Origin of the sequence: Neisseria zoodegmatis (assembly GCF_900187305.1) — a bacterium.
GTDB classification, from domain to species: domain Bacteria; phylum Pseudomonadota; class Gammaproteobacteria; order Burkholderiales; family Neisseriaceae; genus Neisseria; species Neisseria zoodegmatis.
Window position 1 is genome coordinate 1,506,289 of sequence record NZ_LT906434.1, and the last position, 24,406, is coordinate 1,530,694.

The 24,406-nt window shown below is 50.6% G+C and carries 26 protein-coding genes; 16 read left to right on the plus strand and 10 right to left on the minus strand.

The genetic code is table 11. The features are described from left to right. Window positions 1–152: 152 nt before the first annotated feature. Window positions 153–995 carry a protease HtpX gene (htpX, locus tag CKV66_RS07075; RefSeq protein WP_085362620.1) on the minus strand — a complete coding sequence of 281 codons (843 nt, stop codon included), beginning with the start codon at window positions 993–995 and terminating at the stop codon, window positions 153–155. 823 nt (window positions 996–1,818) lie between these two features. Here htpX and ygfZ point away from each other — a divergent pair. Both ygfZ and CKV66_RS07085 read left to right on the plus strand, forming a co-directional pair. Next, on the plus strand, window positions 1,819–2,682 hold the full coding sequence (ygfZ, locus tag CKV66_RS07080; RefSeq protein WP_085362619.1) for a CAF17-like 4Fe-4S cluster assembly/insertion protein YgfZ: 864 nt from the start codon (window positions 1,819–1,821) through the stop codon (window positions 2,680–2,682). 100 nt (window positions 2,683–2,782) lie between these two features. Beyond that, window positions 2,783–3,268 (plus strand): DUF4442 domain-containing protein, encoded by a 486-nt coding sequence (locus tag CKV66_RS07085; protein WP_231990464.1) that lies wholly within the window; start codon window positions 2,783–2,785, stop codon window positions 3,266–3,268. A gap of 67 nt (window positions 3,269–3,335) precedes the next feature. On the opposite strand, the gene CKV66_RS07090 is transcribed toward CKV66_RS07085, so the two are convergent. Beyond that, window positions 3,336–5,021, minus strand: coding sequence for an FMN-binding glutamate synthase family protein (locus CKV66_RS07090; protein WP_085362617.1), 1,686 nt, complete (start codon window positions 5,019–5,021; stop codon window positions 3,336–3,338). A gap of 247 nt (window positions 5,022–5,268) precedes the next feature. On the opposite strand from CKV66_RS07090, the gene CKV66_RS07095 reads away from it, so the two are divergent. Next, window positions 5,269–6,051 carry a 1-acylglycerol-3-phosphate O-acyltransferase gene (locus tag CKV66_RS07095; RefSeq protein ID WP_085362616.1) on the plus strand — a complete coding sequence of 261 codons (783 nt, stop codon included), beginning with the start codon at window positions 5,269–5,271 and terminating at the stop codon, window positions 6,049–6,051. Between the two features lie 97 nt (window positions 6,052–6,148). Here the strand turns inward: CKV66_RS07095 and CKV66_RS07100 are convergent, their stop codons facing one another. Further along, window positions 6,149–6,904: a nitroreductase family protein gene (locus CKV66_RS07100; RefSeq protein ID WP_085362615.1), complete on the minus strand. Its 756-nt coding sequence runs from the start codon at window positions 6,902–6,904 to the stop codon at window positions 6,149–6,151. Between the two features lie 187 nt (window positions 6,905–7,091). On the opposite strand from CKV66_RS07100, the gene CKV66_RS07105 reads away from it, so the two are divergent. After that, entirely contained in the window at window positions 7,092–7,316 is a 225-nt protein-coding gene (locus CKV66_RS07105) for a YdcH family protein (RefSeq protein WP_085362614.1), read from the plus strand. A gap of 71 nt (window positions 7,317–7,387) precedes the next feature. Here the strand turns inward: CKV66_RS07105 and CKV66_RS07110 are convergent, their stop codons facing one another. Next, entirely contained in the window at window positions 7,388–7,969 is a 582-nt protein-coding gene (locus CKV66_RS07110; protein WP_231990465.1) for a lipocalin family protein, read from the minus strand. A gap of 238 nt (window positions 7,970–8,207) precedes the next feature. Here CKV66_RS07110 and ychF point away from each other — a divergent pair, with 238 nt between their 5' ends. The 5 genes from ychF to mutM all read left to right on the plus strand — a co-directional run bounded on the left by ychF (window position 8,208) and on the right by mutM (window position 12,752). Then, window positions 8,208–9,299: a redox-regulated ATPase YchF gene (gene ychF, locus CKV66_RS07115; protein WP_004283463.1), complete on the plus strand. Its 1,092-nt coding sequence runs from the start codon at window positions 8,208–8,210 to the stop codon at window positions 9,297–9,299. A gap of 47 nt (window positions 9,300–9,346) precedes the next feature. After that, window positions 9,347–9,739 carry a lysozyme inhibitor LprI family protein gene (locus CKV66_RS07120; RefSeq protein ID WP_085362612.1) on the plus strand — a complete coding sequence of 131 codons (393 nt, stop codon included), beginning with the start codon at window positions 9,347–9,349 and terminating at the stop codon, window positions 9,737–9,739. Then, the gene (locus CKV66_RS07125) at window positions 9,736–10,455 is read left to right on the plus strand and encodes an N-acetylmuramoyl-L-alanine amidase (RefSeq protein ID WP_085362611.1); all 720 of its coding nucleotides are present in this window, start codon (window positions 9,736–9,738) and stop codon (window positions 10,453–10,455) included. Before CKV66_RS07120 ends, CKV66_RS07125 begins: the two co-directional genes overlap by 4 nt. Before the next feature lie 44 nt (window positions 10,456–10,499). Next, the gene (gene tyrS, locus CKV66_RS07130) at window positions 10,500–11,798 is read left to right on the plus strand and encodes a tyrosine--tRNA ligase (RefSeq protein WP_085362610.1); all 1,299 of its coding nucleotides are present in this window, start codon (window positions 10,500–10,502) and stop codon (window positions 11,796–11,798) included. Between the two features lie 126 nt (window positions 11,799–11,924). Next, window positions 11,925–12,752, plus strand: a complete 828-nt coding sequence (gene mutM, locus CKV66_RS07135; RefSeq protein WP_085362609.1) for a bifunctional DNA-formamidopyrimidine glycosylase/DNA-(apurinic or apyrimidinic site) lyase — start codon at window positions 11,925–11,927, stop codon at window positions 12,750–12,752. Between the two features lie 159 nt (window positions 12,753–12,911). Here the strand turns inward: mutM and CKV66_RS07140 are convergent, their stop codons facing one another. From CKV66_RS07140 to CKV66_RS07150, 3 genes are all read right to left on the minus strand, one after another. Next, window positions 12,912–13,526 (minus strand): MlaC/ttg2D family ABC transporter substrate-binding protein, encoded by a 615-nt coding sequence (locus tag CKV66_RS07140; RefSeq protein ID WP_085362608.1) that lies wholly within the window; start codon window positions 13,524–13,526, stop codon window positions 12,912–12,914. 222 nt (window positions 13,527–13,748) lie between these two features. Beyond that, window positions 13,749–14,024: a glutaredoxin family protein gene (locus CKV66_RS07145; protein WP_085362607.1), complete on the minus strand. Its 276-nt coding sequence runs from the start codon at window positions 14,022–14,024 to the stop codon at window positions 13,749–13,751. Further along, the gene (locus tag CKV66_RS07150) at window positions 14,011–15,360 is read right to left on the minus strand and encodes a polynucleotide adenylyltransferase PcnB (RefSeq protein ID WP_085362606.1); all 1,350 of its coding nucleotides are present in this window, start codon (window positions 15,358–15,360) and stop codon (window positions 14,011–14,013) included. The genes CKV66_RS07145 and CKV66_RS07150 overlap by 14 nt, the downstream gene beginning before the upstream one ends. 345 nt (window positions 15,361–15,705) lie before the next feature. Here CKV66_RS07150 and CKV66_RS07155 point away from each other — a divergent pair, with 345 nt between their 5' ends. The 4 genes from CKV66_RS07155 to purE all read left to right on the plus strand — a co-directional run bounded on the left by CKV66_RS07155 (window position 15,706) and on the right by purE (window position 17,865). Continuing rightward, window positions 15,706–15,891, plus strand: a complete 186-nt coding sequence (locus CKV66_RS07155; RefSeq protein ID WP_085362605.1) for a DUF3460 family protein — start codon at window positions 15,706–15,708, stop codon at window positions 15,889–15,891. 23 nt (window positions 15,892–15,914) lie between these two features. Then, window positions 15,915–16,583: a class I SAM-dependent methyltransferase gene (locus CKV66_RS07160; protein ID WP_085362604.1), complete on the plus strand. Its 669-nt coding sequence runs from the start codon at window positions 15,915–15,917 to the stop codon at window positions 16,581–16,583. Window positions 16,584–16,598: 15 nt separating this feature from the next. Further along, window positions 16,599–17,276 (plus strand): tetratricopeptide repeat protein, encoded by a 678-nt coding sequence (locus CKV66_RS07165; protein ID WP_085362688.1) that lies wholly within the window; start codon window positions 16,599–16,601, stop codon window positions 17,274–17,276. Between the two features lie 100 nt (window positions 17,277–17,376). Then, window positions 17,377–17,865: a 5-(carboxyamino)imidazole ribonucleotide mutase gene (gene purE, locus CKV66_RS07170; protein WP_085362603.1), complete on the plus strand. Its 489-nt coding sequence runs from the start codon at window positions 17,377–17,379 to the stop codon at window positions 17,863–17,865. A 120-nt stretch (window positions 17,866–17,985) separates the two neighbouring features. Here the strand turns inward: purE and CKV66_RS07175 are convergent, their stop codons facing one another. After that, on the minus strand, window positions 17,986–19,215 hold the full coding sequence (locus CKV66_RS07175; protein WP_085362602.1) for a beta-ketoacyl-ACP synthase: 1,230 nt from the start codon (window positions 19,213–19,215) through the stop codon (window positions 17,986–17,988). Continuing rightward, window positions 19,209–19,937, minus strand: coding sequence for a 3-oxoacyl-ACP reductase FabG (gene fabG / locus CKV66_RS07180; protein WP_095197859.1), 729 nt, complete (start codon window positions 19,935–19,937; stop codon window positions 19,209–19,211). The genes CKV66_RS07175 and fabG overlap by 7 nt, the downstream gene beginning before the upstream one ends. Before the next feature lie 347 nt (window positions 19,938–20,284). On the opposite strand from fabG, the gene CKV66_RS07185 reads away from it, so the two are divergent. From CKV66_RS07185 to CKV66_RS07195, 3 genes are read left to right on the plus strand one after another with little or no spacing between them, the layout of a single operon-like run. Then, a complete protein-coding gene (locus CKV66_RS07185) occupies window positions 20,285–21,559 on the plus strand; it encodes a paraquat-inducible protein A (RefSeq protein ID WP_082402952.1) in 1,275 nt (424 codons plus the stop codon). Continuing rightward, window positions 21,552–23,195, plus strand: coding sequence for an intermembrane transport protein PqiB (pqiB, locus tag CKV66_RS07190; protein ID WP_085362600.1), 1,644 nt, complete (start codon window positions 21,552–21,554; stop codon window positions 23,193–23,195). The genes CKV66_RS07185 and pqiB overlap by 8 nt, the downstream gene beginning before the upstream one ends. Further along, the gene (locus CKV66_RS07195; protein WP_085362599.1) at window positions 23,195–23,713 is read left to right on the plus strand and encodes a PqiC family protein; all 519 of its coding nucleotides are present in this window, start codon (window positions 23,195–23,197) and stop codon (window positions 23,711–23,713) included. Before pqiB ends, CKV66_RS07195 begins: the two co-directional genes overlap by 1 nt. 224 nt (window positions 23,714–23,937) lie before the next feature. Here CKV66_RS07195 and CKV66_RS07200 read toward each other — a convergent pair whose 3' ends face one another. Continuing rightward, window positions 23,938–24,288, minus strand: coding sequence for a transposase (locus CKV66_RS07200; protein ID WP_157739155.1), 351 nt, complete (start codon window positions 24,286–24,288; stop codon window positions 23,938–23,940). Window positions 24,289–24,406 lie beyond the last annotated feature (118 nt).

Genomic DNA, 24,406 nt, shown 5'->3' on the forward strand with positions numbered 1-24,406 from the left:
TATACTTAGACTTCAAGGTGAATAAAATAACTCCATTAGCTTGGTTATAAAAAACACTTGGCTAAAATGCCAAGTGTTTTATTCTCATTTATTTCGCTTAGAGTGAAAGTCAGAAAATTGTTTAATTGTTTTTTATTCTTTTCTCAGTAAGCTTACAGCTGCTTCAAACGTGCAATGCGGTTATCCAATGTTGGGTGTGTACTCAACAATGAATCACGCGCTTCGCTGGCGATGCCCATGGCAGTCATTTCTTTCGGCAAATCGCTCGCATTGCCTTTCAAACGCTGCAAGGCGGCGATCATTTTCGGGGCGCCGACCAAACGCGCTGCACCTGCGTCTGCACGGTATTCGCGCTGACGGCTGAACCACATCACGATAAAGCTGGCCAAAAAGCCGAATACGACTTGCAATACCATGCTGACCAAGAAGTAAGTGCCTTGAGACGTTTCGCCGTTGTCGTTACGCGCTACGATGCCGGAAACGACACGCGCTAAAAATACGACGAAAGTATTCACTACGCCTTGAATCAAAGTCAGCGTTACCATGTCGCCATTGCCGACGTGCGCCATTTCGTGCGCCAATACCGCTTCCACTTCATCGCGGGTCATGTTGTCGAGCAGGCCGGTGCTGACGGCCACCAAAGAGTTGTTTTTGCTGGGGCCGGTAGCAAAGGCATTCGGCTCGGGAGAGTGGTAAATCGCCACTTCGGGTGTTTTCAAATTCCATTGCGCGGCTTGGTTTTGCACGGTTTGCAGCAGCCATGCTTCTGTTTCGTTGTGCGGCTGGGTAATGACCTCGGCACCTACGGAACGCTTGGCCATGGTTTTGGACATCAGCAGCGAAATGATGGAGCCTGTAAAGCCGATGACTGCCGAATAAATCAGCAAGCTGACCATATCGTTGGGGTTACTGCTTACCCCCAATATGCTCAAAATGATGCTGATGACAACCAACACGGCAATATTGGTCAGTAAGAATAAGAAGATACGTTTCACGGACTTTCCTTTGGGTATGTGGTTTATGTTGTTGTTTTCGGTTTTAGTGTTCCGAAGAACGGGGCTATTGTCGCAAAAAGCCTATCTTCCGCAAAGGTGCCACATGGAAAAGGTATGCAAATTTGTGAACACCTACTGGGGCTTTGATTTACTTAAATTCCGAGTTGGGTTATCAGGCCGTCTGAAAACCCGATATCATGTTCGCGCAACAATTTGAACAAGAACTCTAAAATAGTTTATCAGAAAAGAAAACGGCTTCACCTTTTTTATTTTTCACAGCCAAAATCTAGGCTTTCAAAAATATGCCGTATCGTTAAATCGAAGTCTTGCCAAGCCTTTCGCAGTTACTCACAAAAGCTGTGGATAAGTTTGTGGAAAGTTTGTGAGATTCTCATCCTTTTCCCGTCAAATCAGGGTTTTTACAGGATTGCACAAAAAATAAGCCGACAACTAAAATCTATTTAAATCATATAGTTAATTTAAAAATAGAGTTGTCAAGCTGCTTTTGAGCAGCGGTCGCCTATCGGGATGCGAAAGTGTGGATAAACCGTTTACCGCTTGACAGAATCTGTAGAAATAATAACCTTCTTTCAGTCAATGATTTAAAGCTGCCGAATCTTGTTGAGGCCGTCTGAAATCTATCTGAAATGAGCTTGTTTGGATAAAGTTATGCCTGCGTATTTTTCCGAATAGGTGCCGGGTTCATGCGGAGATTGAAGACGATGCCGACGGCAAATATCAACACGCTTCTGCGTTGAAGCGTTAAAATACGGCTGCAATTTCACACAAGCTCCACACACACTCTATCTATAAAGGATGTCTCATGCGCCACACCCGCCTTCCCTTTTTCAGCATCGTCCGTGTCAGCGGAGATGACCGTGCCGAGTTTTTGCACAATCAATTTTCCAACGACATCAACCATCTGGCTGCCGGACAAGCCTGCTATGCCACCTACAATACGCCCAAAGGCCGCGTGATTGCCAATATGCTGGTTTTAAACCGAGGCGATGACGTGCTGCTGGCCTTGGCTGCCGATTTGGCTGAGAGCGTGGTTAAACGGCTGCGGATGTTTGTGCTGCGTGCGAAAGTGGTTTTTGATCCTCTGCCTGAATGGGGTGTTGCCTGCGAACTGCCAGAGGGGCTCGAGCCGAAAATCGCCGAAGCGCCAACATTGTCTTTTGATGCGGCGCAGGAAAACGGCGTGTGGACGCTAGAACTGCCGCATGGAGGCCGTCTGAAAATCGGCTCTCTGTCAGAACTGCCCGAGTATGATGCGGCCGTAGAAAACGCTTGGAACATACACGAAATAAACAGCGGCTATCCGTGGATTGGTGCCGCAACCAGCGAAAGCAGCGTGGCGCAAATGCTCAATCAACACACCATCGGCGGCGTACATTTCAAAAAAGGCTGCTATCCCGGACAGGAAATCATTGCCCGTGCCCAATACCGCGGTCAGGTAAAACGTGGTTTGGCCGTATTGGAAAGCGCATCGCTCGAAGCGCCGGGCGTGGCCGTTGTGAGCGGGGGTGCGGAAGCCGGTGTGATTATCAACAGCGCGCTAACCGAGCAAGGCAGCATCAATCTTGCTGTGATTAAGTTTTTGGCAGCCAAAGGCGAATTGGCCGATGCCGACGGCAATGCTTTAAAACAAAAAGCCGTTTTTTTCAAAACAGAAGATAAAGAATAAGCGCAAGACATTTTCAGACGGCCTCACGCCCTGCCCTTAAACTTTATCCGGCTTAAATATATCGGAACACCAAACCTACCGCCCAAACATTATGTTTAGTATGAGAATCAGCACCGACAGTGCAAAATTTACCCGCATCATGCTCAATTTTTGGCCGCCGTTGTTTTTCAGCGGCATCCGCATACTGGAGCTTTCCGACGATTTCCGCTACATGAAGGCAACGCTGAAAGATTGGTCGAGCACGCGCAACGTGCACGGCGCACAATTCGGCGGCAGCCTGTTTGCACTGACCGACGCTTCTTATTCGGCCATGCTCAACGGTATGATCGGCAAGCGTTATTATGTGTGGGACAAATCGGCGCACATCGACTTTATCAAGCCCGGGCGCGGGGCGGTGTTTATCGAGTGCCGCATCACCGATGAAATGCTGCACGATATTTATGAAAACACCAAAAACGGCGAAAAATACCTGCCTGAAATTCCGGTGCGCGTGTTCGATAAAAACGGTGAAACGGTAGCGATTGCAACGCGCACGCTTTATATCCGCTTGAAACCCACGTTTAGGCCGAAAGCGAAAGAAGCGTAGTTTATCGGTTTTGATATTAAGAAAGGCCGTCTGAAATTTTCAGACGGCCTTTTGGCTATTCGGCGGCTTACTGTTTGATATTGCGCATATTTTCCGCATTGATGATTTGGTCGGCAATCCCCATCGCTTGGAAGCTGTCGGGGTCGGCCAAATGCCACATATCGTCCAACACCCTGCGCCCGCAATCGCCGCTCAACAGCGAGCCGGGTTGGATGAATTGATAATGCTCCGACAACAGTTTGATCCAACCGTCGGGCTGGCGGCGCACGATGTGGTGAGGTTTCAGCTGCTGCGGATGATCCAATCCCGCGCTGCCGACGATATCGGCAAGTGCTTTTAAAGTGTTGGCGTGGAAGTTTTTCACGCGTTGGGATTTGTCCGGCACGTCCAAAGCTTTCTGACGCGACGGATCTTGCGTGGCCACGCCGGTGGGGCATTTGTTGGTGTGACAGGAACGCGATTGGATGCAGCCGACGGCAAACATGAAGCCGCGCGCGCTGTTACACCAGTCGGCGCCCAAGCTCATCATTTTGGCGATGTCGAAACCGCTCACCAATTTGCCGCTCACGCCGACTTTGATTTTGTCGCGGATGCCGGCGCCGACCAATGTGTTTTGCACGAAAATCAAGGCATCAACCAGAGGCATACCGATGGAGTCCATAAACTCAACAGGCGCCGCGCCGGTGCCGCCTTCCGCGCCGTCCACCACGATGAAGTCGGGATAGTTGTCTTCTTCAATCATGGCTTTAACAATCGCCATAAACTCCCACGGCATACCGATGCAGAGTTTGAAGCCCACAGGCTTGCCGCCGGACAATTCGCGCAGCTGCTGCCAGAATTTCACCAACTCGCGCGGTGTGGAAAAAGCGGGATGGCTGGCCGGAGAAATACAGTCCACGCCGATGGGAATGTCGCGCGTGCGTGCGATTTCTTCGGTGATTTTAGATGCGGGCAACACGCCGCCTTTGCCCGGCTTCGCGCCTTGCGACAGCTTGATTTCAATCATTTTTACTTGCTCAAGCGAAGCGCGTTCGGCGAAGGTTTTAGGATTGAAATTGCCGTGCTCGTCGCGGCAGCCGAAATAACCCGTACCCAACTCCCAAATCAGATCGCCACCATGTTTTTTATGGTAAGGGCTGATGCTGCCTTCGCCGGTGTCGTGGGCAAAACCGCCCATCTTCGCGCCGCTGTTGAGCGCTTCGATGGCGGCAGCGGAAAGTGCGCCGAAACTCATGGCGGAAATGTTGAATACGGATAAGTCGTAAGGTTGCAGACAGCGCTCGTTGCCGACACGCACACGGAAATCATGGTTGTCGATTTTGTGGCTGTTGCCCGAATGCAAAAACCACTCGCTGCCGGTTTTGTTCAAATCGTTGATGCTGCCGAAAGCCGTTGTGCTGTCGAGATTTTTTGCCCGCTGGTAAACCAGCGAACGCTGCTGGCGCGAAAACGGCACCTGCTCTTGATCGTCTTCCAAGAAATACTGGCGGATTTCGGGGCGGAAGTTTTCCAGCAGAAAACGAATGTGTCCGCCGATGGGATAGTTGCGCAGAATCGCGTGGCGTCTTTGGGTAACGTCGTGTATGCCCAGCAGCGAAAACGCCAACGAAATGGCAAACAGCCACCAAATTTGAAACAGCAGGCTGAATACGGTCAGTGCGCCAAACAGCCACAGCAGGCCGTAGCGCGGCATAATCAAAAAGCCGTAATTGGCAGAATGGGTATTGGTTGGTTTGGGTTCGTCTTTCGCCATACAGCGCAGTTCCTGAACAAGGGTTCGTTAAAGTATTTATCACATGAATTATACGCCCTTCTCTCTATAAATACCGCATAAGGAAAACGGTCTTTTCAGACGGCCTCAAACCCATGATGCAGGCTTGAGGCCGTCTGAAAACGAGATGAGTGGTGCTTAATAAAACACTACCTGCTTTCATTCACACATTCCACGAAATACCGCTGCTTGCTATAATCGCCGCCACTTCTCTAAGACAACGATACACATGTCCCAGCAAAAAGCCCCTTTCACCTTACGTTTGGCCCGCTTGGCCAAGCTCGCCGTTTGGCTGTTTAAAACCGGCCGCAATCTGAGCAATATCGACGGCAACAATCCCAACGAGCGCGAACAGGCCTTGATTACGCTCGGCTCCACCGCTTTGCAGGCGGTCGGCGCCAAACTCAACGTGACCACGCCGCCCGAACATTTCAGCGTTACCGGCACTTTGGTTGTGGCCAACCATGTGTCTTGGCTGGACATTTTCGCCATGAGCGCCCTCTTTCCCAGCAGCTTCATCGCCAAACAGGAAATCAGCAACTGGCCGGTATTGGGCAAAATGGGACGCAACGCAGGCACGGTGTTCATCAACCGCAACTCGCGCAAAGATGTCGAACCGATTAACCAAGCCATTACCGCAGCATTGAAAAACGGCCAAAACGTCAGCTTTTTCCCCGAAGCCAAAACCTCTTCCGGTATGGACGTTTTACCCTTTAAAGCCGCCCTCTTCCAATCCGCCCTAGACAGCGGCGCCCCCGTGCAAACCGTGGTTTTGCGCTATTACGACCATTTAGGCCGACGCACCACCATGCCTTCCTACGCCGATGTCAACCTGCTTACCTCGCTCTGGCGCGTGGTCTCCATGCCCGAACTGCACATTCATGTGGATTTCGGCAAACCGATTACCAGCGAGGAATATCAAGGCCAAGACAGATTTGCATTGAAAGAAGCCGCCGAAGCCTATGTGCGCAAAAAAGTTTTGGAAGACAGCCCCGACCCCGAAGCGGTTTAGCGGTTTGCTTAGAACTTAGATACCTTCCTTAAGATAAAGGCCGTCTGAAAATATTCAGACGGCCTCTTGCTATCGGCTTCATCATAAGACGATGATTTTAAGATGGTTCCGAATCCGCACTCATCTTAGTCAACCAACCTTGCTGCTGCATCAGCTTGATGTTTCTGGGCGCGTAAGTATTGCTGTAATAGCGGGCGAACTTCTCTCGATAAGGAAATTTTTCACGCGCTTCACCAAACGCCGTCATCGTTTGCTCGTATTGCTCGAGGCCGTCTGAAAGCGTGGCGTCGTCGGGATAAGCGTTTTCCGCATAAACGGTTTGCTCAGGCAAACGCGGTTTGAGCTTCATCTCAACGTCCGGCTCGCCGATGCACAGCCCGACAATCGGAAAGGTATTTTTCGGCAGCTTGAGCAGTTCGACCAACTCCACCGCAATATTGCGGATACCGCCGGTATAGCAGGTGGCGTAACTCAAACTTTCGGCGGCAACCACCGCATTTTGGGCAGCCAATGCCGTGTCGGTTACCGCCGTAATCAAGCTGTCCGGCTCGCCTGCCGCGGTGTAAGTGCCTCCGGCCGCACGGCTGCACAAGTCGGCGCGGTGAAGATCCGCCACAAAAATCAAGTACACGCCGCAGGTGCCGATTTGAGGATTGGCAGGCTGCAATTCAACAATTTTTTGACGCAACTCGGGCGAAGTGATGTTAATAATCGTGTAGTGCTGGCCGTTCATCCAAGACGGCGCTTGTCTGGCGCAATCGATGATGGTTTGAATGTCGGCATCAGGCACGGGAGTGTTTTTAAAATGGCGGTAAGTGCGGTGGTTCAGCATGGTTTCGACAGCGTTTTTCATGGCGGTTATCCTGAATCAAGAAACGTGAAAATTGTATGCCCGACAAGGCGAAACGTCTATACCGGGCGCAACCCGCAAGCCGCATCAAAAAGCTGGATAGCACTGCGGCTTTGTTATAAAATGCAATCAGACTCAGGTAAGCAATCATTTGCTTAATTTTTAATTGTCTTTTAAAGAGGAAAACGATATGTTTCCAGAATACCGTGATTTAATTTCAAAATTAAAACAAGAAGATGCACACTTTGCCCGTTTGTTTAACGAGCACAACGAGCTTGACGACAAAATCACCGGCTTAACCAACAACCCCGTTACCGGCGGCTTGGATGAAATCGAAGAGCTGAAAAAACAAAAATTACATCTGAAAGATCAGTTGTACGCAATCCTGCAAAAAGCCGACAAAGAAGGCAAATAAGCACCCTATTGGATGAAAGGCCGTCTGAAATTTTCAGACGGCCTTTTTGTGTTTCAAACCGCATTTGCAGATTATTTTGCCTGCCCGTGCTTGGTGAGGATAAGCGTAGATAAATCATATCCTTGAGCCTGCGCCTGTTGCAGATAAGCCTGATACACTGCCTCATCCATATCCGGCTTGCGCGACAACAACCACAAATATTTCCTATCCGGCTGACCCACCATCGCATATTGGTAATCACTGTCCAACGCCATTACCCAATAAGGCGCCTTGCCCACAGGCAGCCAGCGTATCGCTTTAGGCAGAAAAGTTACGCTCAGCTTGGTGTTTTCCGCATTCTGCACGCGCGCCAAACCTTCCGCCACCGACCAAGTGCCGTCGGCCTTCAAACAACGGTTGGTCACACTGATGGTGTCTTTGCTCTTAATCTGATAAAACGCCGTCACATCCGAAGCACATTGATTTTGGTAAGGCATAGGCAAACGCGCGATTTCATACCATTGCCCGGCATAACGCTGCACATCCACTTGCGACACGGTTTGCAGTGGCGGCAAACCCTCCGCCTGTGCAGAAGCGGCAGAACACACCGCACCCAGCAAAAACAAGCCTTTCATTTTCATCACACACTCTCCTTCGGTTAAAAGTTTGAGCATATATCAATCCCGCAAAGGCACACGCCAATTTAAGTAAAGATAGTGGAAATATTTGCCCGCCGCGCTCACAGCCTGAAAATCCCGTCCCGCCACATTCTGCAAACTCTTTAGCGCTACACGATCATACCTCGGCAAGCCATACCGTTTTCTGCTCAACACCTTTCACATAAAGGCATGAGGCCGTCTGAAATATGCTAAAATCCCCCATTTGATTACATTAGCCATTTCAGGAAATCACATGAGCTTAAAATGCGGCATCGTCGGCCTGCCCAACGTCGGCAAATCCACCTTGTTCAACGCCTTAACCCAATCCGGTATCGAAGCGGCCAACTACCCCTTCTGTACGATTGAGCCGAACGTCGGCATCGTCGAAGTGCCCGATCCGCGCATGGCCGAGCTGGCTAAAATCGTTAACCCGCAAAAAATGCAGCCCGCCATTGTCGAATTTGTCGACATCGCAGGCTTGGTAGCAGGCGCGAGCAAAGGCGAAGGCTTGGGCAACCAGTTTCTCGCCAACATCCGCGAAACCGATGCCATTGTGAACGTCGTGCGCTGCTTCGACGACGACAATATCGTGCACGTTTCCGGCAAAGTCGATCCGATTGCCGACATCGAAACCATTGGCACAGAGCTGGCATTGGCCGATCTTGCCAGCGTAGAAAAAGCCATCACCCGCGAAGGCAAACGTGCCAAATCAGGCGATAAAGACGCACAAAAACTCGTTGCCCTGTGCGAAAAACTGCTGCCCCATCTCAACGAAGGCAAACCCGTGCGCTCATTCGGCCTCGATGCCGAAGAACTCGCCATGCTTCGCCCCCTATTCCTGCTCACCGCCAAACCCGCCATGTATGTGGGCAACGTAGCGGAAGACGGTTTTGAAAACAACCCGCACTTAGACCGCCTGAAAGAATTGGCTGCCAAAGAAAACGCGCCCGTAGTCGCCGTGTGCGCCGCATTGGAAAGCGAAATTGCCGAACTCGAAGACGAAGAAAAAGCCGAATTCCTCGCCGAAATGGGCTTGGAAGAACCCGGCCTCAACCGCCTGATCCGCGCCGGCTACGACCTACTCGGTCTGCAAACTTACTTTACCGCCGGCGTAAAAGAAGTCCGCGCTTGGACCATTCACAAAGGCGACACCGCCCCGCAAGCCGCAGGTGTGATCCATACCGATTTCGAACGCGGTTTCATCCGCGCCCAAGTCATTGCTTACGACGATTTCGTTACCTTAGGTGGCGAAGCCAAAGCCAAAGAAGCCGGCAAAATGCGCGCCGAAGGTAAGGAATATGTGGTGCAAGATGGAGATGTGATTCATTTCTTGTTTAATGTGTAAGCAAGGCCGTCTGAAATATTACTTGATTAAGAAAAGGAGTATTTAGAATGAAGCTAGTTAAATTATCTTGTGCTTTTATATTGATGTTAGGAGTTCAAAGTCAGGCAATGGCTTTTGATGAGTGTGATAAATACAAAACTTCTTATGATCGCACTTATTGCATGGGCAAGTTATTCATGGAATCAGATAAAGAATTAAATAGTGTTTATAAATCTTTAGTTGCATCGGTGAATAATAAAACCAAACAAGGCTTAGTTGAAACACAGCATAGTTGGATAAAATATCGTGATGAAGTTTGTCAGCCTGAATCAGGCACTATTAATGTAGACTGTAATTATCGTGTGAATAAAGAACGTACTGAATATCTTCGCGACCGTTTACGTGAATGTAAAGTTGGTAATTGCCGCGCTGATATGATTACACGTAGTAGTTGGCGATGAAAGATCAGATTTTTAGCATAATTTGCTTTTTATTGTTATCACTAAATGCTTGGGCAACTGAAAATCCGTTGTTGGTTTTGGATTCCGGCCATACGCCCAAGCATGGAGGTGCATTGGGCATAAAAGGGCAATATGAAGTTGTTTATAACGACCAGTTTGTCAGTAAATTACAGCCTGAGTTGGAAAAGGCGGGTTGGAAAGTTATGCTTACTCGTCTTCCGGAACAAGAGATTGGTCTAAGCGAGCGTGCGGCCCTTGCTAATAAAAATGGTGCGGTAATTTTCTTATCGATACATCATGACTCTGCCCAACTAAAATATTTACAGGAAGTTGAGCATAACGGTCAGAAAGTTTATCAAACTACCCGCCCTATCAGAGGGTATTCGTTGTTTGTTTCTGGTAAGAATCCGGAATTCATAAAATCACAAAAACTCGCCGCTTCGATTGGAAAGGAGTTGCGTGGATTAGGGCGTGTGCCGACACTGCATCATGCAGAACCCATTGCAGGCGAAAACCGCTTATTGTTAGATAAAACAAACGGCGTTTATCGTTATGATGAACTGGCAGTATTGCGTCAAACAACTATGCCGGCAGTTTTATTAGAAATTGGTGTGATTGTGGATAAGCAAGATGAAGCTTATATCAGCCAAACAGAAAACCAGCGGGCCATGATTAATGCGATTGTACGCGCTTTGCAGCCATATCAACATTTTTAGCATAAGTAGTTGAATACTTTTACAATATCATTTAAGTCATTGTTATGAAATCAGTTATCCAAGACCTCCAATCCCGCGGCTTAATCGCGCAAACTACTGATGCCGAAGCCTTAGACGCTTTATTAAACGAACAAAAAATCGCTTTGTATTGCGGTTTCGACCCTACTGCCGATAGTCTGCATATCGGCCATTTGCTGCCGGTGCTGGCTTTGCGCCGTTTCCAATTGGCCGGGCATACGCCGGTGGCTTTGGTGGGCGGTGCGACGGGTATGATCGGCGATCCGAGCTTTAAGGCGGTTGAGCGCAGTTTGAATACGGCGGAAACCGTGGCGGGCTGGGTGGAGAAAATCCGCAACCAGCTCAAGCCTTTTTTGAGTTTTGAGGGCGACAATGCCGCGATTATGGCGAACAACTACGATTGGTTCGGCGGCATGAACTGTTTGGATTTCCTGCGCGACATCGGCAAGCATTTTTCTGTGAATGCGATGTTGAACAAAGAATCGGTGAAGCAGCGTATCGAGCGCGACGACGTGGGCATTTCGTTTACCGAATTTGCTTACGCGCTACTGCAAGGTTATGACTTTGCCGAATTGAACAAACGCTACGGCACGGTGTTGCAAATCGGCGGCTCCGACCAATGGGGCAACATCACCGGCGGTATTGATTTGTGCCGTCGCCTCAACAAGGTAACGGCTTACGGCCTGACTTTGCCGTTGGTAACGAAATCAGACGGCACGAAATTCGGCAAAACCGAAGGCGGCGCGGTGTGGTTGGATGCGCAAAAAACTTCGCCTTACCAGTTTTACCAATTCTGGCTGAAAGTAGCCGATGCTGATGTGTATAAATTCCTGAAATACTTCACGTTCTTGTCGGTTGAAGAAATTGATGCCATCGAAGCAAAAGACAAAGCCAGCGGCGTGAAACCGGAGGCTCAGCGTATTTTAGCGGAAGAAATGACCCGCCTGATTCACGGCGAAGAGGCTTTGGAAGCGGCACAACGCATTTCTGCCAGCTTGTTTTCCGGCGACGAAAGCAGCTTAACCGAAAGCGACTACGCACAGCTCGCTTTGGACGGCTTGCCCGCGTTTGAGGTATCAGGCCGTCTGAATGTGGTGGAAGCCTTGATTACTGCGGGTTTGGCCAAGTCAAACAAAGAAGCGCGCGAGTTTGTGAAAAACAAAGCGGTTTTGCTCAACGGTGAAACGGCCGTGTTCAACAATCCCGAACACGCCGCCGAAAAGCCCGATGATGCTTACCTGATTACCAACGAACACAAACGCTTCGGCAAATACACGATTATCCGCCGCGGCAAGCGCAATCATGCTTTGTTGGTGTGGAAATAATCGGCATAACACTGGCACAGGCCGTCTGAAAACAGCATGGATTGTTTTCAGACGGCCTGCAAATTTTTGTTTGCTTTAAATATGATTCTTCATCCCCGTCAACCGTTTCTTTTATGAAAGCCTGCCATGCCTGAATTACCCGAAGTCGAAACCACGCTGCGCGGCATCCGCTCCCATATCGAAAACCAAACCGTTGCCGATGTTGTGGTGCGCCAAGCCAAACTGCGTTTGCCGGTTACGCCTGATTTGGCCGGTATTCTTCATGCGCAAAAAGTATTAAGCTGCACTCGGCGTGCAAAATATTTACTGATTCATTTTCCCGCAGGCATATTGCTGATTCACTTGGGTATGTCGGGCAGTTTGCGTATTTTCACGGCGGAACATCCCCTTATCGAACATGCGGGCAAGCATGATCATGTGGATATCAGGTTTGAAAACGGCACGGTTCTTCGCTATCACGATCCGCGCCGTTTCGGTATGGTGGTATGGTTTGCCGGCGCCGCCGAGCACCATCCGTTATTGACATCGCTCGGGCCCGAGCCGTTGGAAAGCGGATTCGATGCGGCTTATCTGCACGCAAAACTGAGTACGCAAAAACGCGCCGTGAAACTGGCCTTGATGGACAATGCCGTGGTGGTAGGCGTGGGTAATATTTATGCAAACGAAAGCCTTTTCAAATCAGGCATTTCGCCCAAACGCCCAGCCAACCGAGTGTCTGAAGAAGAATGCGCCAAGCTGGTGGACAACATACGGGCGGTGCTGATGCGTGCCATCGAAACCGGCGGCAGCACGCTGCGTGATTTTGTCGATAGCGAAGGGAAAAGCGGCTACTTTCAGCAGGAATACACGGTTTACGGCCGTCACAACCAAGCTTGCGTAAAGTGCGGCGGTTTGATTCATAAAGAAACCATTGGCCAACGCGGTACATTTTATTGCCCGAACTGCCAGAAGTAATTTTCAGACGGCCTCGGGGGCGCCTGCAAGGTAATTTGCCCGATGGCTTGTAAAAAAGAAAAAAATAAGCCATCTATAAATGAAATGCACGGTTTATACATTAAGGCCGTCTGAAAAATCTTTTTCAGACGGCCTCATTTTATATAAGCTCAAAACGAGTTACAGCGATTCGGCTTTCTTCAAACCTTTAGCGCGGACGGTAGCAATCGTGCCGTCGATGCCTTTTTGTTTGATCAAATCATTAAACTGGTTGCGGTACACCGTGACCATGCTCACGCCGTCAACGCGGATGTTGTACACCTTATAAACGGAGCCGACTTTGTAAAACTGGTAAGAAACTTCGTATTTTTTGCCCGAGGGCGTAACGATTTCGCTATAAGTATCAACCTTGTTTTTGCCGTTATCTACCATCTTCGGCAGCACCTTCACTTGCGCTTTTTCCGCCCCCATCAAAGCCGAATGGGCGTACATGGAGATAATCATTTCTTTAAACGCCGAAATAAATTCGGTTTTTTGCTTGGGGCTGAACTCTTTCCACGGCAGGCCGACGGCCAGAGCGGAAATGCGTTGGTAATCGAGATAATTGTCGGCATAGCGCTCAATTTGTTTGATTTTCTGCTGCTCGCTCAAGCCCTTGTTGCGCACCACTTTCAACACTGCGTCTATATTCTGCTGAAGCTGGGCTTGCGCCGGATGCTGTTGGGTTTGGGCGGCGGCATAAGGCGCCACAATGGCAACGGGTACGGCAAATAAAACGGCCGTTAATGTTTTCATCTCTTTCCTTTCAATGTCATGACAGACTTGCGCCACATTTAACTATAAATCAGCGTAAGCAAACTTTAAAATCTGCAAAATATAATGCCGTTTGCACAAAGCTTCGGCGTTGCTTGCCAAGCTTACTGACTTATTCGGCGTGATTACGGTAAACGGAAAATAATACAGCGATGATGCCGTCTGAAAAAGCCGGAGCTGCTGATATGCGGCTCCGGCTTTTTTTCAGACGGCCTTTGCGTCCAAATGCGCCCGTAACTTGGTTTCATCTAAAAACCAGTGGCAGATTTCAACATCGCCATCCAGCAATACAGGCACCAATTCGTTGTATTTTTCTTCCAAAATAGGATCGTCGTCCACATCAACCACATCCAGCGCAAACCCGTATTCCGCTTGAAAAGGCTGTAAAGCATCGCGCATTTTGTGGCACAAGCTGCAATATTCGCGGAACATCAAAGTCAGTTTCCATTGCGGCTGCTGTACTTTTTCAGACGGCCTCATGCGAAACCTCTTTTTTCTTTCTCGGTTTGCGGCGGCGCTTGCGCTTGGCTTCATCGCCGGATTTTGCGCCTTGGTCGCGTTGTGAAGCCGTCATTTCCAGCCGCAGCGTATCGTCTGCGTGTTGGAACGCCGTCCACCAGTGCGCCAACTCGGGATCGGCATGGCCTGTTTCCGCCCTTAGCAGAAGAAAATCATAGGCGGCACGGAAACGCTGTTGTGCCAACAAACGATGCGGACGGGCGCCTTTGCGGTTTTCAAATTGTGGTTGCAGCTGCCAGATTTCGCGCATTGTTGCCGAAAAACGCTGCGGCACGCCCCAACCTTTTTCCATATCGCGCAAATCGTTGATGGCTTGAGTGAGCGCCGGAGCAGATTTCAGACCGCTTTTGATGTTTTTCTGCCAGCGCGAATCAAGTTGCGGCCACATTACCGCCGCCAGCACAAAGCCCACTGACACCGATTTATCGGCACGCAAACGCTCGTCGGTATTGCGCAAAGCGGCTGCGGCAATGCCCTGCCCGTCTTTCGCCGCTTTCAGCAAGGCGGATAAAATCGGATGGATATTTTCCCGCACGCCGAGTTTGTCAAACTGCGCCAAACAGCTCGAAGCATAGCCCGAAAACAGCAGCTTCATGATTTCATCAAACAAACGCGCTACCGGCTCTTGTTTCAGACGGCCTGCATACTCCGCAATCGGCGCGGCAGTTTCCTGCTCCACTTCAAAACCGAGCTTGCCCGACAAACGCACCGCCCGCAGCACGCGCACAGGGTCTTCCTGATAGCGTTCGGCAGGATTGCCGATCATTACCAGCTTGCGCGCCAAAACATCCGATACGCCGTGGTGGAAGTCGATAATCTGCTGACGGATCGGGTCGTAATACAAAACGTTGCAGGTAAAATCGCGACGCATGGCATCTTCTTCCATCGAGCCGTACGCATTGTCTTTCATAATGCGGCCGTGTTCGTTGTGTTGCACCTTACCGCCGCTGCGGAAGGTCGTCACCTCAATCGTTTCCGGCCCGATCATCACATGCACAATCTGAAAGCGTCGTCCGATAATACGGCTGCGGCGGAACACTTTGCGTATCTGCTCGGGCGTAGCATTGGTCGCCACATCAAAATCTTTGGGTTCCATGCCGAGCAGCAAATCTCGCACGGCACCGCCGACCACATACGCCTCAAAACCTTCATTGTGCAAGCGGCGGACAACTTTCTCAGCTGCAAAACTCAACATATCGGCACTGATGCGGTGCTCGGTAAACGGAATCACTTCTTTACGCGCACGAGGCTTGCCCGATTTGCCGGGCAACACCTTATGCAGCCATTTTTTCAACATATATCAATCAACCATTTCAAAATCATGCCGTCTGAAACGCCTGAACCTTTGCAGAAAAGCCTGCACACAAGCCTTTCTGCAAAGGTTTCAGACGGCCACGGTAAAAAGCCTGAAAAAACAAAACGGCGTATTATACCCGATTGAAATTGAGCTTGCTGTTTTACCTCAAAAACACCGCAGGCTTGTTCACATTTTCGGCAATAGGCCTGCCATCTGAAATTCCGTCATACGCACAACCGCGTAACTGCCGCAATGCACCGCAGATAAGGATTTTGCAAAGGTATCAAGCTATAATATAATTTAGCTTATACGATACACACCACGCCCATCCATTCGGAGAACAAAATGTACCACTACAAATCAGATGCCACCCAATTTCTCGAAGAATACATCGCCAAGCATCCCGAAGAAGCAGAACAACGCCTGAAAAACCGCGGTTTGTTGTGGGATGTGGAATTAAATCCCGAAGAACAAGCCGGATTTGAAGCTGCCAAGCTGCCTAAAAAACCCTATGCCTACCAGCCCGACTGAGTTTTCAGACGGCCTAACTTTCAATGGCAACCCACATACACAATATCGACCCTAAACTCGGCGCCTATCTCAACCGCATCGGCGAAGTAGAACACCCTGACCTAACCGCCTTACGCGAACGCATGGCCACACACCGTCTCGGCAAAATGGCCATAGCCCCTGCCCAAGCCGCACTGCTGACTTGGCTGGCAAGGCTGATACGCGCCGAACGCTATTTGGAAGTGGGCGTGTTTACCGGTTACAGCAGTACTGCCATGGCTTTGGCTTTGCCGCCCCACGGCACCGTTACCGCTTGCGACATCAACGTTACCTTTACCGATATTGCCCGTGAAACTTGGCAGACAGCCGGGGTCGAACACAAAATCACCCTGCATCTCCAGCCCGCTTTATTGACGCTGGACGACCTGATCGACGCAGGCGAAGCAGGCACTTACGATATAGCCCTGATCGATGCCGACAAATCGCCTACGCCGGAATATTACGAACGCTGTTTACAGCTCGTGCGCAGCGGCGGCGTGATTGCCATCGACAACGTTTTGCTCGGCGGCAGAGTGTTGGATCCCGCTGATGAAAACAGCCCGCCGGCTCTCGGCATTTTGCAGGCGTTCAATGAAAGCCTGCCTCAAGACAAACGCATCATTCCCATCACGCTCCCCGTGGGCGACGGTTTGACCCTTCTGCTCAAAAAGTAATGCGAGGTCATGATGATGAATTTCAAATTTACCGTCCCGTTATTCGGCACGTTTCTGCTGGGTGCCTGTGTCAGCATGACGCCGCCTGCTCCCGCTCCCGACGACAAGCAAAGCAAAAACAACGCCATTCCCTATCCCGAACCTGACGCGCAAGTCCAAATCGACAGTTTGGGCATCAAAGTAGCGCGCCTTGAAAAAGAAGTCGAGAGTTTGAAAACCCGCGTCCGCCAACTCGAACGCCGTTCTGCCGTTCGACGCAGCACGCAAAACCGCTCTTCCGGCAATCAGGCAAATGCAGTCGCGGCAGAGCCGACCCGTTCGGCGGCACAGTCGTCACAATACGAGCAGGCTTTAAAGCAATATAAAAGCGGAAACTATGCCGCAGCTGTGGCCTTGCTTAAAGGCGTAGACGGCGGCGGCAACGGCGGCGACACCGACAGGCAAAGCATGTATCTGCTGATGCAGAGCCATCAAAACTTGGGGAACTGCGAATCCGTAATCAATATAGGCAACCGCTTCGCCACCCGCTTCCGCAATTCCTCGCAAGCCGCAGAAGCCTTGTTTAGCGTCGGTTCATGCCAATACCGTATGCAGCAGCAAGACATTGCCCGCGATACTTGGCGGAAGCTGATTCAGATTTATCCCGACAGCGCTTCAGCCAAGCGTGCTTACGGCGAATTGAAAAAACGCTGATTTAGTTAAGCGTCTATTAATAAAAAAGCCGGGGGATCATCCGATTCTCCGGTCTTCAACACCCAACAAATTTCCGATTTTTTATCCACAAGGAAAACATATGATACAGGTAGGCATCATCATGGGCAGCAACAGCGACTGGCCGGTTATGCAGCATGCGGCACAGTTTTTGAAAGACTTCGGCGTTGAGTTTGAAGCGCGTGTCGTGTCTGCACACCGCACGCCCGACTTAATGTTTAAATACGCCGAAACCGCCCGTGAACGCGGTATCAAAGCGATTATCGCCGGCGCCGGCGGTGCCGCCCACCTGCCCGGCATGGTGGCGGCCAAAACCACCGTGCCGGTCTTGGGTGTACCCGTGCCGAGTAAATACCTGTGCGGCGAAGATTCGTTGTTATCCATCGTTCAGATGCCGAAAGGCGTGCCTGTCGCCACTTTTGCCATCGGAGAAGCCGGCGCCGCCAATGCCGCCCTTTTTGCCGTTTCCATGTTGGCCAACGAAAATCCCGAACTGGCGCAGAAACTTGCGGCGTTCCGTGAAAAGCAGGAACAAACCGTATTGGCGATGGATTTGCCGGAAGCTGAATAACCAAGATTGAAGCGGCAATTAGATTTTCAGACGGCCTCAAGCAGCTTATAAAAACTGCTTGAGGCCGTCTGAAAATGTATGTTGGCTATATTGCTGTGGCTGTGGCTTAGCCGATGCGTTTTATTCCTGCCAACGCTTGAAGATTAATGAAGTGTTTACACCGCCAAAGGCAAAGTTGTTGTTCATCACATAATCGGTACGGATTTCACGTCCGTCGCCGCGGATGTAGTCCACTTTGCCGCACAGCGGATCGATATTCTCGAGATTGATGGTGGGCGCAAACCAGCCGCCGTTCATCATTTCAATCGAGAACCAAGATTCCAACGCACCGCACGCGCCCAAAGTGTGGCCGAAATAGCTTTTTTGCGAACTCATGGGAACGTGGCCGAACACAGCCTCGGTTGCCAATGTTTCGGCTATATCGCCTTTTTCGGTAGCGGTTCCGTGCCCGTTAACGTAGCCTACCTGCTCGGGTTTGATGCCGGCATCTTTCAGCGCCAACTCCATGCAGCGGCGCATAGTGTCTTTTTGAGGCTGGGTCACATGGGTGCCGTCGCTGTTGGCGCCATAGCCGACAATCTCCGCGTAAATCTTGGCACCGCGCGCTTTGGCGTGTTCCAACTCTTCCAAAACCAACATCCCTGCCCCCTCGCCGATTACCAAGCCGTCGCGGCCCGCGTCGTAAGGACGCGGAGTGGCTTCAGGCTCGTCATTGCGGCGGCTGGCGGCATAGAGCGAGTCGAACACATACACTTCCGACGGGCAAAACTCTTCGCCGCCGCCGGCAAGCATCATGTCGATCATGCCGTATTTAATCGCTTCGTAAGCATAGCCTATGCCTTGGCTGCCCGACGAACAGGCGCTGGAGGTGGGAATAATGCGGCCGGTAAGCCCGAAAAAGATGCCGACATTGGCTGCCGTGGTGTGCGGCATCATGCGTACATAGGTGTTGGCGCTGAAATTGCGCGAAGTGCCGGTAAGCAGCAGTTCGCCGAGGTCGCGGATGTCTTTGGTGCTGCCGGTTGAAGAACCGCAGGCCACACCCATGCGCCCGTCTTTAATCGACTCGTCTCCCAAAAGCCCGGAATCGGTTAGAGCTTGTTCGGCCGCATCGACGCAGAGATAAGACACCCGCCCCATGCTGCGCAACTGTTTGCGTGTCCAATGCGCGGGCGGTGCATAGTCGGGCACGGGAGCGCCCAGATTGGCTTCCAAATCGGGAAACTGCTCTTGCCAGCCCATGTTGCGCACGGCGTTGCGTTTGCGTTTGAAGGCCGTCTGAATGGTGTGCCAGTCGCGTCCGAAGGCTGTGATGCCGCCTATGCCTGTGATGACTACCCGTTTCAACATAAACCTCCGTTTACTGCAATAACCTGCCGCGTGATGTAGGCGGCTTTTTTATCCATCAAAAAGCGTACGGCATGGGCTACTTCTTCAGGCAAACCCATCCGTGCAGCGGGTATGGCTTTCAAAATTTCGTCCACGGGCACATGCTCATCGACAATTTCGGTGTCGATCAAACCGGGAGCAACGCAGTTTACGGTGATGTTGCGTTTGGCCAACTCCACCGCCAATGCTTTGGCCGCACCGATAATGCCTGCTTTCGATGCGCTGTAATTGACTTGTCCGCGATTGCCGGTAAGGCCGGATACGGAAGACATACACACGATGCGCCCGGCTTTGCGGCGGCGTATCATCGGCATGATTACGGGGTGCAAAACGTTATAAAAGCCGTCCAAATTGGTGCGCAGCACTTGATCCCAGTCTTCATCTTCAAAAGCAGGGAACGCATTGTCGCGCGTTAAGCCGGCATTCAGCACCACGCCGTAATAAGCGCCGTTGGCTTCGATATCGGCCGTCAGGATTTCCCGCGCCTGTTGGCGGTCGGATACGTCGAACTGCAATACGCGTGCTTGTCTGCCCAATGCGCGTATTTCTTCGGCAACAGCTTCTGCTTCTTCGCGACGGCTGCGGCAGTGCACCACAATATCGTAGCCGTCTTCAGCCAGCCCCAAGGCAACGGCCTTGCCTATGCCGCGGTTGGAGCCGGTAATTAAAATGTTTTCGCTCATGCGTTTTCCTGTGTGGGAAGTCGAGTGTTTTGATTAAGATGCGAATTGTAACAGGAATGCCCGAAAGCGTGAGTATGGTGTTGGCGTGATGTGGGAATTTGAGGCCGTCTGAAAGCAAACTATGTGAGCTTCGCTAAAACGAGCTTCGCGAGTTTCGCTAAAGCGAACTGTGTGAGCTTCACCCAAACCCGCCAAGCAGGTTTCGCTAAAATGTATTTTGCTGTTTTCAGTTATAATACACACCTGTTTGATTTCTCCGCCCGTGCTTTTACGAGGCCGTCTGAATAACTGTGAAAGCTGTCCGACAATACCGCCGCTGGTGGCGTTACCACACCCTGCAACGTCATATGGCCCTCCCCGCCCATACGCTCGACTGCCCCGAATGCGGGCAGCGTATGGAATTGCCGCGTTTGCATCAGGGGCAGGAAGCGCATTGCCCCAATTGCGGCTATGAGGTGGTGGAAGTGGAGAAAAACCCGTATATCGCGCCTTTGGCCTATGCAACGGCTTCTTTGGTGTTGATGGGTTTCGTTTACACGATGATGTTTGTTACGGTTACGATGGCGGGCGTAACGTCTATCCAGTCACTGCCGTCGATGATGAAAAAGCTGATTCTGCTTGATTTCGGTTTCTTGGCGGAAGTGATGTTTGTGCTCACATTCGGCACGCCGCTGCTTTTTTTACTGTTGTGTCTTTATGTGTACACGGCTTTGTGGCAAGACAAGGCTTATCCGGGATTGCGCACGGCAACGCGCACTTTGGTGCGTTTAAGGCACTGGATTATGGTGGACGTATTTTTCATTTCTACGCTGGTGGCACACATCAAACTTTCTTCTGTTGCAGAAGTCGAATACGGTGCGGCGTTTTATTTGATGTTCGGCTTGGCCGTGCTGCTGATCCGCACTTCCGTGTCGATTCCACAACATTGGGTATATTATAAAATCCACCGCATTTTAGGCAGAAACACCATTCAGACGGCCTCGGAAGAGCGGGTGTGTTGCAGCCGCTGTCTTTATTTCCGCAACCGCGAAGAGCCTACCTGCGGCGTGTGCGGTGCCGATCTGTATGAGCGCCGCCCCAAAAGCATTGCCGTGTCGATGGCTTTCTTAATGGCCGCCGTCGTGCTGTATATTCCGGCCAACCTTCTGCCGATTATGATTTCATCCAATCCCACCACGGTGCAGATCAACACCATTCTCAACGGCATCGTGTATATGTGGGACGAAGGCGACAAACTGATTGCCGCGATTATCTTCAGTGCCAGCATTTTGGTACCCGGTGCGAAAATCGTTTTGCTGCTGGTTTTGAACCTGAGTGCACGCTACGGCCTGCCTGCCGGTGCCAAAACCATGCTGCGGATTTACCGCTTTACCGAATCCATCGGCAAATGGTCGATGATTGATATTTTCGTCATCATTATTTTAATGAGTTCTTTCCACACCCATGTGGCACGGGTTGTGCCGGGGCCGGCTGCAGTATATTTCTGTTTGGTCGTGCTGCTGACCATGCTTTCCGCTTATTTTTTCGACCCGCGTTTATTGTGGGACAAAGCCCGTAACCACCAAGCCAACATCAAGAGGCCGTCTGAAAAGCTGACGGTAAAACACGCCGAATATGAATAACCACCATCAAAACGAATATAAACCCGTGCCTGCCGTGGTGCGCAAAACCAATGTATTTACCTCTGTTATCTGGCTGATACCCTTAATCGCCTTTTTGGTAGGCGGTTGGCTGCTGATGAAAGAAATCCGCAATAAAGGGCCGGAAGTAACCCTGTTGATGGACAGCGCAGACGGCATCGAAGTCAATAATACGGTGGTGAAAGTGCTTAGCGTCGAAGTCGGCCGGGTAACCCATATCGGCCTGCAAAAAGACCGCAAAGGCGTGGAAGTTACTGTGCGCCTTACCGCCGACGCAAAAGACATGATGCGCAAAGACACCCAATTTTGGGTAGTCAAACCGCGCATCGACGAAAGCGGCATTTCCGGCCTGACCACACTCGTTTCCGGCTCTTACATCGCTTTCACCCCCGGCAAAAGCGAAGAAACCCAATACCGCTTCGAAGTTTCGGATATTCCGCCGATTACCGCCATCGGCCAGCACGGCCTACGCCTGAAACTGGTCGGCAAAAACGACAAAATGATCAGCGTAGGCAGCCCGGTTTTATATGAAGATTTCAGCGTCGGTGTGGTAGAAAGCGCCGATTTCAATCCTAAAGAACAAACCGTTCATTACACCATATTCATCAAAAGCCCCAACGACAAACTGGTCGGTAAAAACAGTCAATTCTGGCTGCAAAACGGCATTCAAATCGAAGCGACCGGCGGCGGCGTGCGGATAGAATCAGCCCCCATTGCCGCGCTGCTTTCCGGTTCGATTTCCTTCTCAGCACCGATTGGCGGAGATAAAGGCGAACCGGCCGTCAACGAAGATACGTTCACGGTGTACAACAACCGCAACGAAGTAGAAAACCTGCCGAGCGAGCGTTCTCTGTATTACACCGCATTTTTCAAACAAAGCGTGCGCGGGCTTAAACCCGGTGCGCCGGTCGAATACAAAGGCATCAATATCGGCGCAGTAGCCGACGTGCCCTATTTCGCCCAAAACGACAGCCTGAAGCTGCTGGACAACGGCTGGATTCCCGTGCGCATCCGCATCGAACCCGACCGCATGGAAATCAACGCCGAAGCCCAAAGCCAAGCATATTGGCGCGACCGTTTTCAGACGGCCTTAAACAAAGGGCTTACCGCCACCTTAACCAGCGACAGCCTGCTTACCGGCAGCAAGATGATCGAATTGGACGACAATCTCTCAAGCAGCAGCAAGCTCAAGCCTTTTGCCAATTACAACGGCAATGTCGTGATTGCCAGCCGCGGCGGCGGTTTGGATAATCTGCAAGACCAGCTTGGCAGCCTCTTGGAAAAATTCAACAAACTACCGCTGGAAAAAACCGTGGGCGAGTTGAACGGCTCATTGCGCGAGCTGAAAGCCACGCTCAATTCTGCCAATGCCTTAATCAGCAAACCGCAAACCCAAAGCATTCCTAACGAGTTGAATAAAACTCTGCACGAACTGCGCCAAGCATTGCAAGGTATTTCGCCGCAATCGCCTCTTTACAGCGATGTTCAAACAACCCTGCAAAGCATTGATAAAACGCTGAAAGAAGCCCAGCCCGTCATCAACACGTTAAAAGAAAAACCCAATTCATTAATTTTTAACAGCAATGTTAAAGACCCCATCCCGAAAGGAAGCCGCTGATGCGTAAATTGATAGTGATTGGCGCCCTACTCGCATTAAGCGCCTGCGCCACCCCCGTGCCGCAATACTTTACCTTGCCCGACAGCCAATACATCCACCCCGGCCGAAGCAGCAATGAAGTCGCCGTGCGCGTTTATCTGGCAGAACCTCTAAACAACGGCGGCTTGGTTTATCAAACCGATGCCTATCATGTGAACTTCGCCCGCAACCACTTGTGGGCAGTCGCACTCGATAACGCTTTGGCTTCTGGTTTCAGTAACAAGCTGAACCGATTGAATCCGAACTACACATTTGTGCCCGCAGCACGCAGCAGCAGTTCGCAAACGCTGAAAATTTATGTGGAAGCTTTTCAAGGAAGCTATCAAGGCAAAACATTCGTCAGCGGCTATGCACTTTGGCCGAATGGCCAGAGCCGCCCCTTTCACGTTGAAACAGAACAACACGGCGACGGTTATAAAGCGATGGTGGAATCTTTAAACTTTGGGCTGGAAAAAGCATCGGAAGCAGTAGTCCGTTAACTTAGCGTGTTTTCATTTCATAAAGGGTTTTCAATTTAGAGCTTACTTTTAGCTCTCAAAACTTGAGATGCTACTTTAATATTCAACAGGTATTTTTACATGAATTTGTAAGTTGCTAATCTTATTGATTATTTTATTGTGTCATTTTTGATGGGCGTAACTATTTTAAACGGGTTTTGCTTGACTTTCAGGCAATACCCGTTTTGTTATTTTGCGTTACGTTTTCAGACGGCCTTATAACGTTCCGGCTGATACGTTGTTTTATTTTTGTAAAGATTAAAGGCGATAACTGCCAGTTTTCGCATGATAGCCGTGATAATGACTTTTGATTTTTTCTTCTTTTGTTTCAGCCGCTTTGTAAATTCGGGAAAGTATCCGCGAGCGTAAGCGACCATAGCAGGCATATATAATGCGGCTCGCAAACGTCTGTTGCCAAAACGGGTTATGCCGCCTTTGGCATTGACGCTTGTTCCTGATTGTCTTTGATGCGGACTTAATCCGGCAAAGGCGACAAATTGACCGGCGTTTTTGAATGTGCCGGATAAGAGATGGTTTGTTAGGATGGCCGCTGTCAATTTTCCGATTGAAGGAATGGTTAAAAGGCCGTCTGAAACGTCTTTCAGCTCAGGGGCCGTTTGAATTCGTAAGCGTGGATTGTATATCCGCCCGCATGCTGTTTTCAGTGCGTGCCGC